The sequence below is a fragment of the Flavobacterium sp. NKUCC04_CG genome, assembly GCF_019345525.1.
GTDB lineage: Bacteria > Bacteroidota > Bacteroidia > Flavobacteriales > Flavobacteriaceae > Flavobacterium.
The window spans coordinates 71,567-86,341 of the sequence record NZ_JAHKRA010000013.1 but is presented as its reverse complement, the minus strand read 5'-3'; the positions used below and the strand labels follow the sequence as shown (position 1 = coordinate 86,341).

General features: G+C 36.5%; 11 protein-coding genes. 2 read left to right on the top strand and 9 right to left on the bottom strand.

Annotated features, from left to right (window positions below):
• The first annotated feature begins 600 nt into the window (after nt 1–600).
• On the top strand, nt 601–774 hold the full coding sequence (locus KO524_RS11290) for a hypothetical protein (RefSeq protein WP_219294115.1): 174 nt from the start codon (nt 601–603) through the stop codon (nt 772–774).
• Nucleotides 775–868: 94 nt separating this feature from the next.
• Here KO524_RS11290 and dnaN read toward each other — a convergent pair whose 3' ends face one another.
• The 5 genes from dnaN to KO524_RS11265 all read right to left on the bottom strand — a co-directional run bounded on the left by dnaN (nt 869) and on the right by KO524_RS11265 (nt 5,626).
• Nucleotides 869–1,987 (bottom strand): DNA polymerase III subunit beta, encoded by a 1,119-nt coding sequence (gene dnaN, locus KO524_RS11285; protein ID WP_219294113.1) that lies wholly within the window; start codon nt 1,985–1,987, stop codon nt 869–871.
• 82 nt (nt 1,988–2,069) lie between these two features.
• Entirely contained in the window at nt 2,070–3,758 is a 1,689-nt protein-coding gene (gene gldG, locus KO524_RS11280; protein ID WP_219294111.1) for a gliding motility-associated ABC transporter substrate-binding protein GldG, read from the bottom strand.
• On the bottom strand, nt 3,758–4,483 hold the full coding sequence (gldF, locus tag KO524_RS11275) for a gliding motility-associated ABC transporter permease subunit GldF (RefSeq protein ID WP_219294109.1): 726 nt from the start codon (nt 4,481–4,483) through the stop codon (nt 3,758–3,760). The genes gldG and gldF overlap by 1 nt, the downstream gene beginning before the upstream one ends.
• 9 nt (nt 4,484–4,492) lie before the next feature.
• Entirely contained in the window at nt 4,493–4,789 is a 297-nt protein-coding gene (locus tag KO524_RS11270) for a putative quinol monooxygenase (protein WP_219294107.1), read from the bottom strand.
• 15 nt (nt 4,790–4,804) lie between these two features.
• Nucleotides 4,805–5,626, bottom strand: a complete 822-nt coding sequence (locus KO524_RS11265; protein ID WP_219294105.1) for an S-adenosyl-l-methionine hydroxide adenosyltransferase family protein — start codon at nt 5,624–5,626, stop codon at nt 4,805–4,807.
• Between the two features lie 96 nt (nt 5,627–5,722).
• Here KO524_RS11265 and KO524_RS11260 point away from each other — a divergent pair, with 96 nt between their 5' ends.
• Nucleotides 5,723–6,679: a PhoH family protein gene (locus KO524_RS11260; RefSeq protein WP_219294103.1), complete on the top strand. Its 957-nt coding sequence runs from the start codon at nt 5,723–5,725 to the stop codon at nt 6,677–6,679.
• 146 nt (nt 6,680–6,825) lie between these two features.
• Here the strand turns inward: KO524_RS11260 and KO524_RS11255 are convergent, their stop codons facing one another.
• The 4 genes from KO524_RS11255 to KO524_RS11240 form a co-directional block, all read right to left on the bottom strand.
• Nucleotides 6,826–7,614, bottom strand: coding sequence for an META domain-containing protein (locus tag KO524_RS11255; protein ID WP_219294101.1), 789 nt, complete (start codon nt 7,612–7,614; stop codon nt 6,826–6,828).
• 109 nt (nt 7,615–7,723) lie between these two features.
• The gene (locus KO524_RS11250; protein WP_219294090.1) at nt 7,724–8,860 is read right to left on the bottom strand and encodes an efflux RND transporter periplasmic adaptor subunit; all 1,137 of its coding nucleotides are present in this window, start codon (nt 8,858–8,860) and stop codon (nt 7,724–7,726) included.
• Between the two features lies 1 nt (nt 8,861).
• A complete protein-coding gene (locus KO524_RS11245) occupies nt 8,862–13,190 on the bottom strand; it encodes a CusA/CzcA family heavy metal efflux RND transporter (protein WP_219294087.1) in 4,329 nt (1,442 codons plus the stop codon).
• Between the two features lie 80 nt (nt 13,191–13,270).
• The gene (locus KO524_RS11240) at nt 13,271–14,659 is read right to left on the bottom strand and encodes a HAMP domain-containing sensor histidine kinase (protein ID WP_219294085.1); all 1,389 of its coding nucleotides are present in this window, start codon (nt 14,657–14,659) and stop codon (nt 13,271–13,273) included.
• Nucleotides 14,660–14,775: the final 116 nt, after the last annotated feature.

Genomic DNA, 14,775 nt, shown 5'->3' with positions numbered 1-14,775 from the left:
CTTTTAAATCTTGTCAATAATGTGTCAGAGCGTTGTTTCCTTGCGGGTGGCAAAGATACAACTTTAATTATTTAAGAAACAAATTTAATTTTCGTAAATTTTTAAAAGAGTTAAACTCCTTTTATATGTTTCTTTTTTTAACTCCGTTTCTCAAAGAACTTCTGCGGTAATGCGGGTGCAAAAGTAGCCCTTTTTTCTAGCTTTCCTAATCTTTTGTTCTTTTATTTTACAGTTTTTTCAAGCCCCTTTCTTAACAGACTAATACCCCTTACTTTAGCTTTAGTGCAGATACTTAAAAAAGCGGATACGCGGATAGGCGGATAGGCGAATTCGCTTTAAAGTGCTGTGGGTTTAAAATTGCTGTGCTTAGTTAACTATTCTTGAAGGCGGATACGCGGATGGGCAGATGGGCGAATTCGCTTGGAAGCTTGTGAATGCGGATACGCGGATGGGCAGATACGTTTATACGCTTTGGAGCGTTGTGGGTATAAAATTGCTCTTTTTTGTAATTTATTCGCGAATAAGCGAATGCACGAATCAGCGAATAGACTCATAAAAACCATACCTATATATAAAGAGTGCGGATACGCGGATAGGCAGATGGGCGAATTCGCTTTGGAGCTTGTGAATGCGGATACGCGGATGGGCAGATACGTTTATACGCTTTGGAGCGTTGTGGCTGTAAAATTGCTCTTTTTTGTAATTTATTCGCGAATGGACGAATGGACGAATGGACGAATGAACGAATGGACGAATGGACGAATGGACGAATAGGCACATCCTCCTAACTAAATTTTAAAAAAAAAGTCCAATGATTCTCATCACTGAACTTTTATATAATTAAAAGAGATTACTCCTATTTACATCACTAGTTATTTAACATTACCGGCATTACCAACATAGTCACGGTTTCTCCTTCATCTAATCCATCAACTGGAGTTAAAATCCCTGCACGATTTGGCAACGACATCTCCAACATGATTTCGTCAGACTGCAAGTTATTCAACATCTCTGTCAAGAAACGAGAGTTAAAACCAATCTGCATATCGTCTCCTTGATAATCACAAGTCAAACGCTCATCAGCCTTATTGGAATAGTCAATATCTTCTGCCGAAATATTCAATTCTGTACCTGCGATTTTTAAACGAATTTGATGAGTCGTTTTATTAGCATAAATAGCCACACGACGCACTGAACTCAAAAACTGCGCACGATTAATCAATAATTTATTTGGATTCTCCTTTGGAATAACCGCTTCATAATTCGGGTATTTCCCGTCGATTAAACGACAAGTCAAGGTATAATTCTCAAAAGAGAATTGCGCATTAGAATCATTATATTCAATTTTCACTTCCGCATCCGAAGTCATTAAAATATTTTTCAAAATATTTAATGGTTTCTTAGGCATAATAAAATTAGCTTGACTTGAAGAACTAATATCTGCACGAGAGTATTTTACCAACTTGTGTGCATCCGTAGCTACAAAAATCAAACCTTCTGGCGAAAACTGAAAAAACACTCCAGACATTACCGGACGTAAATCATCGTTTCCGGCTGCAAAAATCGTTTTACTGATCGCTGTTGCTAAAACTTCAGCAGGAACTCCTGTAGTAGAAGGATCTTCTAAAGTCTCTGCTTTCGGAAACTCATCTCCCTGCGCATAAGCCAAAACATATTTTCCTAAATCAGAACTGATTTCTATGGTATTATTTTCTTTAACGGTAAAAGTCAAAGGTTGCTCAGGAAAAGTTTTTAGTGTTTCCAATAATAACTTTGCTGGAACCGCGATACTTCCTTGGCTGGTGGACTCTATTTCTAGTGTTGCAGACATGGTTGTTTCCAAATCGGATGCGGATACTTTTAATTCGCTATTATCTAATTCGAATAAGAAATTATCTAAAATGTGTAAAGTATTACTACTATTGATAACACTTCCAAGAATCTGCAATTGTTTTAACAAATAGGAACTCGATACAATAAACTTCATGTTATTTTGCTTTTTTAGGTGTAAAATTACTTTTACATTTTACAAATATATCGGATTATAACCAATTATAAAAGAATTTTTATCAACACTTACGCGCAAATCTTCTCTTTCTATAAAAAGTAAAGCCAAATCCAAAAATTAAAAGGATAAACAGTGGTAATCCGACAGTTATTACTTGAATATAGGTATAACGTTCGTAAACTTTTTGCTTGTCCAATAACGGTAAACTAACATTTTTTGTACGGATGTTAATAAGTCCCGAATCATCTAAAAGGTAATTAACCGCATTCAATATAAACTCTTTATTTCCATAGAGCTTGTTGGTCCACTTATCATAACCCAATTCTAAGGGCTGATAGTTTTGATCTAATTGATTTCGAATAACATCGCCATCCGCAACAACAATCATTTGATTGGCTCCGCTTTGCTCTTGATATGTTTTAGGTTTAAACGGCAATATCCTATTTTGAAATACCGATTTAAAATTTCCTTCCAATAAGACCGCTAAATTATAAAAACCTTTGCCCTGGTAATCTGCAGGACTTACTTCTTCGTTAACCATATCCAAACTGACCTGTGCCGGAGTACCCAGTGTTGCAGAGTTACGAGACGACTGTAACAATATCGTTTTTTTAATATCGTTTTTCAAGGTATCTATAGCATTGGCAAAGTCAAACTTGACTCCTTCGATATTTTTCACAATCGGATGATTGCCTTGCGGATAAGCAAAAGGTGCAAATTTCCAGATAAACTCTTCGTATTGGGTTTCACTGCCCTGACGCCCAACGGCCAATTTAATCGGCGTTGCCTGTTCATCCTTAACCAAAACCGGATTGATACGTACACCGTATTTAAACAACATTTCTCCCAAGCTCTGATCTTTAGGATAAACCATCATGCTTCCCGTAGCATTTAAACTGTCCATGTCGGCCTGCACTTGGTCGATCAACCAAATCGTTTTACCGCCATTCATGATAAACTGATCCAAAACTTCAATTTTATCTTCTGAAAAATTTAAACTCGGCTTGGCAATTATAGCCAGGTCATATTTTTGTAATTCTTCTAAGCTTTTAACCGGATTCGTAGCTACCGAATCCAAAGTGAAAGGTCCTATAAAATAATTCTCACGAACCGACTTTAGGAAGTCAGCTATATAATGATCATCCAATTCACCATTGCCTTTAATTATGGCAATTTTTTTTCGCTTTTCAGTAGTTACCCTATGTATAGCATCAGCTATAGCATATTCCAAATGCTGTACAGAACTCACCACTTTTTCTTCTGTATTAGCACCCATCATGTTTTTCAACAACGGTATCTGAGTATTTTTACCCGCATAAGTAGCAACAGCCCAAGGAAACACCATTTCCTGTACTTGTTTGCCCTTATCGGAAACCGTAATATTAATCGGCTTCATACCGGCTTCAAACAATTTTTTAGCCGTTTCCATCTGCTCGTCCTCCGATTCGACAGGATTGATGAATTGAAAATTGATGTTTGAATTATAGGCTTTAAACTCCTCTAATAACTGTCTGGTTTCGGTTTGTAGTCTTTTGAATTCCTGCGGAAATTGTCCCTCCAAAAAAACATCTACAAATAGCGGTTCTTTGATTCCTTTTATCACTTCTAACGAAGTGGCCGAAAGGGTATAGCGCTTGTCCTGAGTTAAGTCCCAACGCTTAAAGAAAAAACCCCCTAATACATTGATTAAAACCAGTAGTACCACTACTCCCAATAACGATATTATGCGCTGTTTGCGTTTTGTATTCATTACTTTTTGATGGATTTAATTTTAAAAACGGTTGCACTAAGAAAGAACACAGAGAAACTCACAAAATAAAGTATATCTCGCGAATCTAAAACTCCACGCCCCATACTTTTAAAATGCGAATTGATTCCAAAGCTCGCTATAAAGCCACTCCAACTTCCGCCAATTTTACTCCATTCATCTATGCCTACAAAAAACAAAAAACACAATACTACTGCAATGATAAAAGCTACGATTTGATTTTCGGATAAAGTCGATGCAAATACACCAATAGACGCGTAGGCTGCAATTAAAAATAACAAACCAAAATACGATCCCCAAGTACTCCCCCAATCAAATTGCGAACCGGATAACGATAAATCAGCAATTACCCATACATAGATCAAAGTAGGAATGATTGCCATGAGTATTAAAACAAACGCGCCTAGAAATTTTCCCATAACTATTTCCCATATCCGCAAGGGCTTTGTCAAAAGCAATTCCATAGTGCCTTGTTTTATCTCTTCGGAAAAGCTTTTCATGGTAACGGCCGGAATAAGAAATATCAGAATCCACGGTGCCAAGCTAAAAAACGGAGCCATATCGGCATATCCGCTTTGTAGAACATTGAAATTACCGTCAAAAATCCATAAAAAAAGTCCATTTAGTACTAAAAAAACGGCTATAACGAGATATCCCATTATAGAACCGAAAAAAGATTTGATTTCGCGTAGTAACAGTGCGTTCATCTGATAGGTTTAAGGTAAAGTAACTAATTTGTCAACACTCCAAGCCTCAGGCTTGTCTTTGAACAAAGTTTTGACAAAAGACCAAATCTCGCGAAAAGCTTCTGAATGTCGGTAATTTTCAAGATCGCTCTCTGCTGCCCAATAGCTGTAGGTGAAAAACACAGATGGATCTTCTTTATCTTGATACAATTCTAAAAACTGATTACCGGGATAATAACGTATAATTTCTTTTATAGTATCGAAATGTTCTAAAAAAACCGGTACTTTTTCTTTATGAAAACTCATTTTCACAATTCTAACAAACATAATTTTTTATTTTGATTATTCTACAAATTCAATAGTAATGGTATCGCGATATTCCAGTCCCAACAAAATTTTTGGAGAACCGGTAGTCAACGGGTTGGCACGGTAAAGCGAAAACTGCAAATAACCCAACTCATTGAAAATCGCTAACAGCTCCCCTTCTCTAGATTTTAAAGAGGTGGCATCGTTAATTTTAAAGTCGGAAAAATACTTATTTATTCTCTTAATCGGTCGATTTTTAACGTTTATTATAAAGTTTCTTTCTCCCTTAGTTTCTTCAAACATCGTTTTGGTGATATTGCTTACGGCATTGCCAAAATGATCTTCATAAATGATGTTACCGCGTATGCTTTCATTGTCTTTAGAAACCACAGCTTTGAGTTCACTTACATCGATTATGGTATCCGTATCTTGACCCAATTCACTCAATGATGCACCTTGAGCAATTTTTACAGCAGTACTGATAAAAACATCCATAGATGGGGTTCCCATTTCAAAATCAATATAAACCATTTGTTCCGCCTTTTGATCAGCTGTAAGAAAACTCATGATGCCATTATCGGCAGAAATAAAATAGTGTCCGTCTAAAAATACCGCTAATGGTCTACTGGCTTGTGTCAATTCAGCATCAACACCAACAATGTGAATGGTACCCTTGGAAAAGTTTTTATAAGCGGCAGAAATGACATAACCCGCTTGGCTTGTATTGAAATAATCTATACAATGAGAAATATCAACAATCTGACAGTCACGAATATAAGAAAGTATCTTTCCTTTAATCGCGCCGACAAAGTAGTCTTTTGTTCCGTAATCTGTTGTTAAAGTAATGATCGTTTCCATTATATATTTTTTACTATTTGATCGATAGTATAGAATTTTTGTATTAGCTTTGAGTTATGCAAAATTAGTTTATTTTTTAATTAAATCTTACCCCATTTGAACGAAAGAACTATAGAACTAACAGAAATTACCGCTAAAGAATTTTGGGGACCGCAAGATACCCATTTGGAAACCCTTAAACGCTTGTATCCAAAATTAAAACTAATAGCCAGAGGCTCTTTGTTAAAAATTTATGGGGAAGACGAAATTCTAGACGAATTTGAATTGCGATTTCATAGATTGGTCAAGTTTTTTTCAAAATACAACCGTATGGATGAAAACTCCATGGAACGCATCGTTATGGATGATGTTCCACAACAAATGAATCCCAGTGATAAGATATTGGTACACGGTGTTGGAGGCAAACTAATCAAGGCATTAACTCCCAATCAACAACGTTTGGTTCATTTCGTTGAAAACAACGACATGGTCTTTGCTATTGGTCCGGCAGGAACAGGTAAAACCTATACTGGCGTGGCGTTGGCTGTACGCGCTTTAAAAGAAAAGCAAGTCAAACGCATTATCCTAACTCGTCCAGCGGTGGAAGCAGGAGAAAACCTCGGTTTTTTACCCGGTGATATGAAAGAGAAACTCGATCCGTATATGCAACCGTTATACGATGCTTTACGCGATATGTTACCTCCTCAAACTTTAGAAGATTATTTGGCAAAAGGAGTCATTCAAATTGCCCCCTTAGCCTTTATGAGAGGACGTACCTTAGATCATGCCTTCGTCATTTTAGATGAAGCTCAAAACACCACACACTCTCAAATGAAAATGTTCTTAACCCGTATGGGAAAAGATGCTAAATTTATTATTACTGGTGATCCGGGACAAATTGACTTACCTCGAAAGGTTAGCTCTGGTTTAAAAGAAGCTTTGCACATTTTAAAAGACGTAGAGGGTATTGGTATGATTTATCTCGATGATAAAGATATTGTAAGACACCGTTTGGTCAAAAAGATAGTCGCAGCCTATAAAACGATGGAAGAACAAATTGAAATACAGAAATAAGCTGATACGCTGATACGCGGATGGGCGAATACGCAAATGGGCGGATGGGCTGATAGGCATATCAAAAAATAGGCCTTTCTACAATAAAACAGGGGTTGTCTCAAAAAAGACAACCCCTGTTTTTATATTAAAAATGTATGTTTGATTTACAGATAAACATAAGTATCTCTTCGAAACACCATTTTGCGTTCATGATCGATAAACAATTGCAACTCATCTTCTTTTAATTTAAACTTATTGGAATGCTCCAATACACTTAAAAGTTCTCTTTCTTTTAAAAATTCTTCACTTGCCTTTTCAGGAGCCATGATGTTTTTAAATTGAATACTATCCCCTTCACAAGCCAAGTCCCCATAAATAATATGATTTCCGCCACTACCCGAAAAACTCTTTGTACTCACATCAATATTGATTAATGGAATTTGATCAATATTTAAATCTTCAATTTTTTTATCTTCAAAGGACTGTAAAATCCAACTACCAGAAAGGTTAGGGTCAAAAATATAGTAGCCATATCCAGCAAAATCCGAAGCGACTTCATTACTGTGAATATTTCGCTTTAAATGTACCGCAATCGAATGGTCATACTCATAACCTGTAAAGATATCAGAAGTCAATTCTTCGTAAATTACGATTTCAATTTCCTCTCTTTTGGTATGTGTTTTATATACTTTTGTTTCTCCTACTTGTATCGCATCTACATAAGGGAAGACAATGGTTTCATCTGCTTTGTTTGCGGAATATATAATTCCTTTTTTACTAATGGATATATTCCAAAAAGGCTCATTTCCCACTGCTTTAAAAAAAGACTCATCTTCATTCTTTTTCTTTGAACCATTATCCTTCGCATTCTTTTTAGAATCCTTAGAGCGTTTTTCATTGTTTGGTTCAATCCCTGAACTCGGAAACAAAGATATAGTTAGTGCTAATATCATATTACTCAATTTTTCTTTTCATAAATATAAGATTCAAAGAATATACCAAAAGATCCAATATTTTATTTTTTAAGAATTAATTAATATAATTATGCCAAAAACAGCCGATTTAACCCGCCACATCATTTATGTCATATACACCATTAACAAGTATTTTTGTGTTATTTTTCAAGTCTTTGGCAGAAATTTCTATATATTTTTCGTTTTTTAATAAAATTTCTACTTGTATTTTTCGCAATATGATATTTTCCCCAAGCTCTCGTTCCAAAATAAAAATAAAACTTTTATCTTCCTCTGTCACCACGGCTTTTGATGGAATTCCCAAAGCTTGTTTTTGGGAAATGGCGATTTTTGCCTCGGCAAACATCCCACAATATACCCCTTCTTGAAATTCCTTGGGAAAATGCGCCACTACAGATACCGTTCTATTGGCTTCATCTATGGTCTTACCTATTGAAAATACAGTAGCCGAAAAGGGTTTAGAAGCGGCTTCAGTAATATTAAACACCAAAGCCTGGTTTAACTTAATTTTATCGATATCCTTTTCAAATATTTTTAGGTTTAATTGCATGGCACGAGTATCTACAATTTCAATCATGGATACTTCGGGAGAAACAAACATTCCAATCGCTGCGGTTACTTGATTTACCGTTCCTGAAATCGGCGCAACCAAAGATACTTTTGATGAAAACTGCCCTTTAGCTACAGCTTTTAAATCTACATTTAACAACATTAACTTGGCTGCAACACTTTTTAATTTCGCTTGGGCCGTTCTATAATCACTTTGCGCTTGTAAAAAGTTCTTTTGTGAGGCAATGCGCTCGTCAAACAACATTTTTTGCCGTTCAAATTCCGACTTTAAATACCCTATTTGCTCATAGGTTTCCAAATAATCTTTTTGAATGTCAATTAAGTCAGGGTTTTCCATTTGAACAACCACTTGTCCTTGCTTCACTTGCTGTCCTTCTGTTACAAATATCGATTTGACATATCCTCCCAACATGGCATTAACCTTAGCTTTATACTGAGGTGCTACATCGATTTGCCCTGTAGCTGCTACCTCATCGTTAAAGTTATACATACTCAAGGTGTCAAACTTCATTCCTATCGATTTAAATTGATCTGGGGTGATTAAACGCTCATCCGCAGCTAATTTTTCTAAAGGCTGCTCTTCTTTAGTCGCGACTTTATTACACGAAATAAACAAAGTCAAAAATCCGAATAATATTATATTTCTATTGATCATATTAGTAGTTTAAATAGTAAAGATTAAGATTGGCTTGTATATAAAGCAATTGATTTTCCAGGTATTCTTGTCGCAAGGCTAAAGCATTTTCAATACTGCTTATGTATTGAAAGAAATCAATGGCGCCGTTTTGATAACTCATAGCCCCAACCTTAAACAACTCATCTGCCATTTGTTTGCCAAAAGATTTAAAATAATCCATCCCCTCTTTAGCCTTAACAATCTCCATTTGTTGATTTTTGACAAATTGCTCCATACCGATTTGTAGATTCTCCCGTTCCAGTTCCCAGCCTTCCGCTGCGAGTTTTGAAGCTTTTAACTGCGCTTTAGTCTCGCCATAAAACAGCGGAATTGCCAAACCAATTTGAAAACCTGACATGGCTTGAGGCAAGTGTTTGTTGGTTCCCTGAAAGTATTCTAAGGTCAAATCGGGCATATAAGCTTGTCTGTTTTGTTTTATAGTAGCAGACCATTGCCCCGATTTGGCTTCTAACAATTGTTGGTATTGTTGCTGTATCGCTTGATCTTCTATATTAAATTCCCACTCCAAGTGACTTTTGTTTACTTCAATGGAATCAGGATCTTGAACTAATGCTTGCAAACGTAAGTTCTCCATTTGCAATTCTTTTTTTAATTGATTCAATTGTACTTTAACCTGTTGGTATTTGGCTTGTGAGGTTATCTTTTCCAAATAGTTGGTTTCTCCCAATTCAAATTTCCGTTGACTGGCGTATGAAAAGTTTTGATATAAACTGTCTAACTGCTGTAATAAGGCAACTCTGTTTTTTAGATAGATCACTTGATAATAACTATTTGAAACCCCATACGATATTTTAGTTTTATCCCAGTTTGATTGTGCATCTTCTACGCTATAATTAGCCTGTACCAATTTTTTCTTGGCGTGATACACGGTCGGAAAACTTATCTTTTGCTCTACTCCAAAAACGCGTAATGCCTTGTCGTTATCCGCTTTGTTGTTTTCGTCAAAACTGTAATATACATTAGTTTTTTCAATGCTATACGCTGTCTTGATTTCTGCCTTAGCGCGAGCCGTTTTTTTATCCAAGGCCAGAACACCTTTATTGTTTTTTTGTGCCGTAGCGATAAATTGTTCTAATTCTGTTGGCTCTTGAGCCGACATCGTTGTTCCCATTCCCAACAAACAAATTAAGATTAAGGTGGGTAAGGCGTGTGTTTTTTGTTTTTTCAACTGATTTTGTCTGAGTAATTTATACAATACAGGCAACACCAACATGGTTAATATAGTAGCTGTAAAAAGCCCCCCTATTACTACTGTTGCCAACGGGCGTTGTACTTCCGCACCAGCAGAACTCGATATAGCCATTGGTAAAAACCCTAAAGCTGCCGCAGAAGCGGTTAACAATACGGGTCTTAATCGATCGGTAGTTCCCTTAATAATCAATTCATCAATATTTTTCATTCCCGCTTTGGTCAATTCATTAAAGTGTTCTACCAATACAATTCCATTGAGTACCGCGATACCAAATAAAGCTATAAAACCCACTCCGGCAGAAATGCTAAAAGGCAAATCGCGCATCCATAAAAACAATACTCCTCCCACAGCAGAAAGCGGTATAGCTGTATAAACCATAAGGGCTTCTTGAATGGAATGAAAGGCAAAATACAGCAGTAAAAAAATCAATAATAAAGCTATAGGCACCGCAATCATCAAGCGATCTTTTGCACTTTGCAAATTTTTAAATTGTCCGCCGTATTCAATGGAATATCCCGCAGGCATCTGCAATTCCGTTCCCAACTTCTGTTGGATATCTTCAATGACGCTCTGTAAATCGCGATTACGTACATTTACCCCTACTACTATACGTCTTTTGGTGTTTTCTCTCGATATTTGGGCTGGCCCTTCGGTATAACTAATATGAGCGACTTCTTCTAATGGAATTTGCTGTCCCGAAGGAATGGTGATATACAAGCTCTTTAAATCGTCTAATCCCCTTTTATATTGTTCATCCAAACGAACGACCAAATCAAATTTGCGCTCTCCTTCAAACACATTTCCGACTTGTTTACCCGCAAAAGCCAAGGCTATAGTTTGATTTACATCGGCAATTTTCAATCCGTATCTAGCAATTTTCTGACGGTCAAAAACCACGCTCATTTGTTTTAATCCCGCTACTTTTTCGACTATGATATCCGCTGCTCCTGGAATTTTTTCTATGGAATTTCGAATTTGATGTGCCATTTTATTCAACACATCCAAATCCTCACCAAAAACTTTAATAGCAATATCGGCTCTGGACCCTGATATCAGCTCATTAAAACGCATTTCAATGGGTTGTGTAAATTCAATTTCCATATTGGGAATATACTTTTCAATTTCAGCTTTCATCTTATCAGCCAATTCATCCTTAGTCGCAGCAGAAGTCCACTCCCCTTTAGGATGTAGCTTTATAATGACATCGGTCTCTTCCATTGACATGGGGTCTGTTGGAACCTCAGCAGCACCGATTCGCGTAACCACTTGATCTACTTCAGGGAAATTCTTCAGAAGTATGTTTTCTATTTTGGTTGTTGTCTCTATCGTTTTACTGAGTGAGGTTCCCGTTTTTAAAACCGGCTGAATCACAAAATCTCCTTCATCTAACTTGGGAATAAACTCTCCTCCCATTCTCGTAAATAATACCACGGCTATTGCCAATAGCAAACCCGAACTAATTAACACGGCTTTGGTGTGTTTTAAAGCCCATTCAATCAGCGGTTGATACCAAGAAATTAAGCGAGCAATTAGACGTTTGGAAAAAGAATTTTCCTTTTCTACCACTGGTTTTAAAACCAGCGAAGAAATCACAGGTACATAGGTCAAACATAAAATCATCGCCCCAATAAGCGCGAAACTAAAAGTCATCGCCATCGGTTTAAACATTTTCCCTTCTACGCCAGTTAGTGATAGTATTGGAATAAACACAATCAATATAATCAATTGCCCAAAAAAGGCGGAATTCATCATTTTATTGGTGCTCTTAAAAGTAATTTCATCTATTGCAAGCTGCCGGTCGGCCTTGGTCATCGTTCTTAAATCGGCGCCCCCACTAACAATTTTAAAGGCGACAAATTCAACGATAATTACAGCTCCATCGATAATAATCCCAAAATCAATGGCTCCCATACTCATTAGATTGGCATCGATATCAAACAAGTTCATCATCGAAATGGCAAATAACAAACACAAGGGTATCACGGAAGCTACAACCAACCCAGAACGTAAATTTCCAAGTAACAGGACTACGACGAAGATGACGATTAAACAACCTAAAATCAGGTTTTCTGCAATGGTAAAAGTAGTTTTACCCACCAATTCGCTACGTTCTAAAAAAGGATTGATATAAACCCCCTCAGGTAGGCGACTTTGAACCTCAGCAACACGATCTTTTACCGCAGTCAATACTTTTTTAGAATTACCGTTTTTAATCATCATGATTTGTCCCAGTACTTTTTCACCTTCTCCATTCCCGGTTATCGCACCAAATCTATTGGCGCTCCCCAAGCGTACTACAGCTACATCATTGACTAAAATGGGTAAATTGTTTTCATTTTTAACCACTATAGCTCTTATATCATCTAAAGAAGTTATTTTTCCTTCCCCTCTAATAAAAAAACTTTGATTTTCCTTCTCAATATAGGCGCCACCAGCTATGCTATTATTACCTTCCAATGCCGTAAATAACTCATTAACCGATATATTCATCGCTTTGAGCTTTGCCGTATTGATAGCTACCTCATATTGCTTGAGATGACCTCCCCAAGTGTTTACCTCTACAACTCCAGGTATCCCAGATAATTGTCTACGCACAATCCAATCTTGAATCGTTCTTAAATCAGAAGTCGAATACCGGTCTTTAAATTCCGGTTTCACCTCTAAAGTGTATTGATATATTTCTCCTAAACCCGTGGTTATAGGCCCTATTTCAGGACTACCAAATCCTTCTGGAATTTCTTCTGCAGCAATTTTAATTTTTTCCGCTACTAATTGCCGAGGTAAATAGGTTCCCATGCTCTCATCAAAAACCAAAGTCACTACCGACAATCCGAATTTGGAAATGGATCGCACCTCCTTAATTCCCGGTAAATTGGCCATTTGAATCTCTATAGGATAGGTCACAAACTGTTCTATATCTTGAGTAGATAGTGTTGAAGACGTAGTGATGACTTGAAGTTGATTATTGGTAATATCGGGAACAGCTCCAATCGATAATTGAGTGACTGAATACATGCCAAAACCGATAAGTCCAAATGTAAAAAGCAGAATTATAAGCTTGTTTTTCAAGCTAAATTTGATCATTCCTTCCAACATGATTGTTTATTTTTTTACAAAATTACCTTCGATATTGGACAGTTTCCTTAAGCTAAACTTAAGAATGGATTAGAAATGTCTTAGATCCGTTTATTTAGAATAAGTCTTACAACAGTTCCTTGATTTAAAATACTTTTTATTTCGATAGGAATAGCTAATATCTCACTCAGTTTTTTTACAATCGCCAATCCCAGACCTGTACCTTTTACCGGTGTATCTTTAGCATTTTGAGAGCGAAAAAATTGATTGAAAACCTCATTTTCATCCCATTGAGAAAAACCAATTCCCGTATCTGAAATGGAAATTTCAACTTGATCATCACTTTCAGTGAAATCTACAAAAAGAGCCCCATTTTGAACATTGTATTTTATGGCATTTGAAATTAAGTTATTCAATATCATCAAAAACAAATGTTTGTCTGTATATACGCGACCAATTTGACTTGAGTTCATTTGTACTTCAATATTGTTTTGTTGAATGGGTACAGCAAATCGTTGGATGACTTCTATAAATAATTCTTGTAGATTCAATAATTCCATATTGATTTCACTCTGCGTATTTTCAATACGGGCCAACATCAGCAAATCATCAACTAGGGTATTCATTCGTTTGATTTCTGTAATGCAAAAATTAATTTTCTGGCGATACTCTATCTCTTCTCTCGGTTTGCGTATCAATACTTCTAGGGTTCCTTGCAATACCGCCAATGGGGTTCGCAATTCGTGTGAAGCATGGGAAGTAAATTCTTTTTCCCGTTCCAAGGCTTTTTCAATGCGTTCAATAAGGTTATTGATGGTCAAGGTCAACTCATACAATTCGTCCTTGTTTTCCGGTAAAGGCACGCGTTCCGATAAATTGCGTTCCGATATACGTCTGGAAGTTTTAATAATATTCTGTACGGGTTGTATGCTTTTTCCAGCTATGATTCGCGCCAAAAAAAACAAAACCACCAATACAAATGGATAGGCAAGCAGCAAAATTCGCTCGAGATTTAAGATTACCATAACCGCATTTTCCCGAGACATGGCGACTAATAAATACCCTACTTTAATATCATTTTCATAAAGCGGCACTTGTATTTGTCTAATTAAACGGTGATCCAAAGTCGTATCGAACAAATCGCCGTCCGTAAACTCTTGATCGAAAAGCAATTCTTTCTCCTTTAGGTTGGGCGATTTTTCAAATAGCTGTCCCGCTGCCGACACAAATTCTACAAAAACCGGATTGACATCAATGGCGTTGTGCTCTCGCTCCATCCATTCGTCCTCGTATAGCAATTCAATTTTACCGTTGACATATTTGTATTCCGACAAATGTTTGGATACTTCAGTCTGTATGTTATCATCGATATGTTTATTTAACGTAATCGACACAATTTGATGTACGGCAATAAATATAAGCAGTATTAAAAAAGCTGTTCCCAAAATATAATAGAACGCAATGCGATTTTTAATAGACAACGAAATCATAAAAAAGAATTTTAAACAAAAGTACATTTTTTTGTGGATTCCGAGATTCGCGAATCTGCAAACATAAATACAAAAGAATTCGCTATATTTATAATTCACATTATCAACCCGTTTAT

Coding starts and splice junctions, on each gene's coding strand:
- KO524_RS11270 (WP_219294107.1), bottom strand. CDS start 4,789: ATGTTTGTTAGAATTGTGAAAATGAGTTTTCATAAAGAAAAAGTACCG.
- gldG (WP_219294111.1), bottom strand. CDS start 3,758: ATGAATACAAAACGCAAACAGCGCATAATATCGTTATTGGGAGTAGTG.
- dnaN (WP_219294113.1), bottom strand. CDS start 1,987: ATGAAGTTTATTGTATCGAGTTCCTATTTGTTAAAACAATTGCAGATT.
- KO524_RS11290 (WP_219294115.1), top strand. CDS start 601: ATGGGCGAATTCGCTTTGGAGCTTGTGAATGCGGATACGCGGATGGGC.
- KO524_RS11240 (WP_219294085.1), bottom strand. CDS start 14,659: ATGATTTCGTTGTCTATTAAAAATCGCATTGCGTTCTATTATATTTTG.
- KO524_RS11250 (WP_219294090.1), bottom strand. CDS start 8,860: ATGATCAATAGAAATATAATATTATTCGGATTTTTGACTTTGTTTATT.
- KO524_RS11245 (WP_219294087.1), bottom strand. CDS start 13,190: ATGTTGGAAGGAATGATCAAATTTAGCTTGAAAAACAAGCTTATAATT.
- KO524_RS11255 (WP_219294101.1), bottom strand. CDS start 7,614: ATGATATTAGCACTAACTATATCTTTGTTTCCGAGTTCAGGGATTGAA.
- KO524_RS11265 (WP_219294105.1), bottom strand. CDS start 5,626: ATGGAAACGATCATTACTTTAACAACAGATTACGGAACAAAAGACTAC.
- gldF (WP_219294109.1), bottom strand. CDS start 4,483: ATGAACGCACTGTTACTACGCGAAATCAAATCTTTTTTCGGTTCTATA.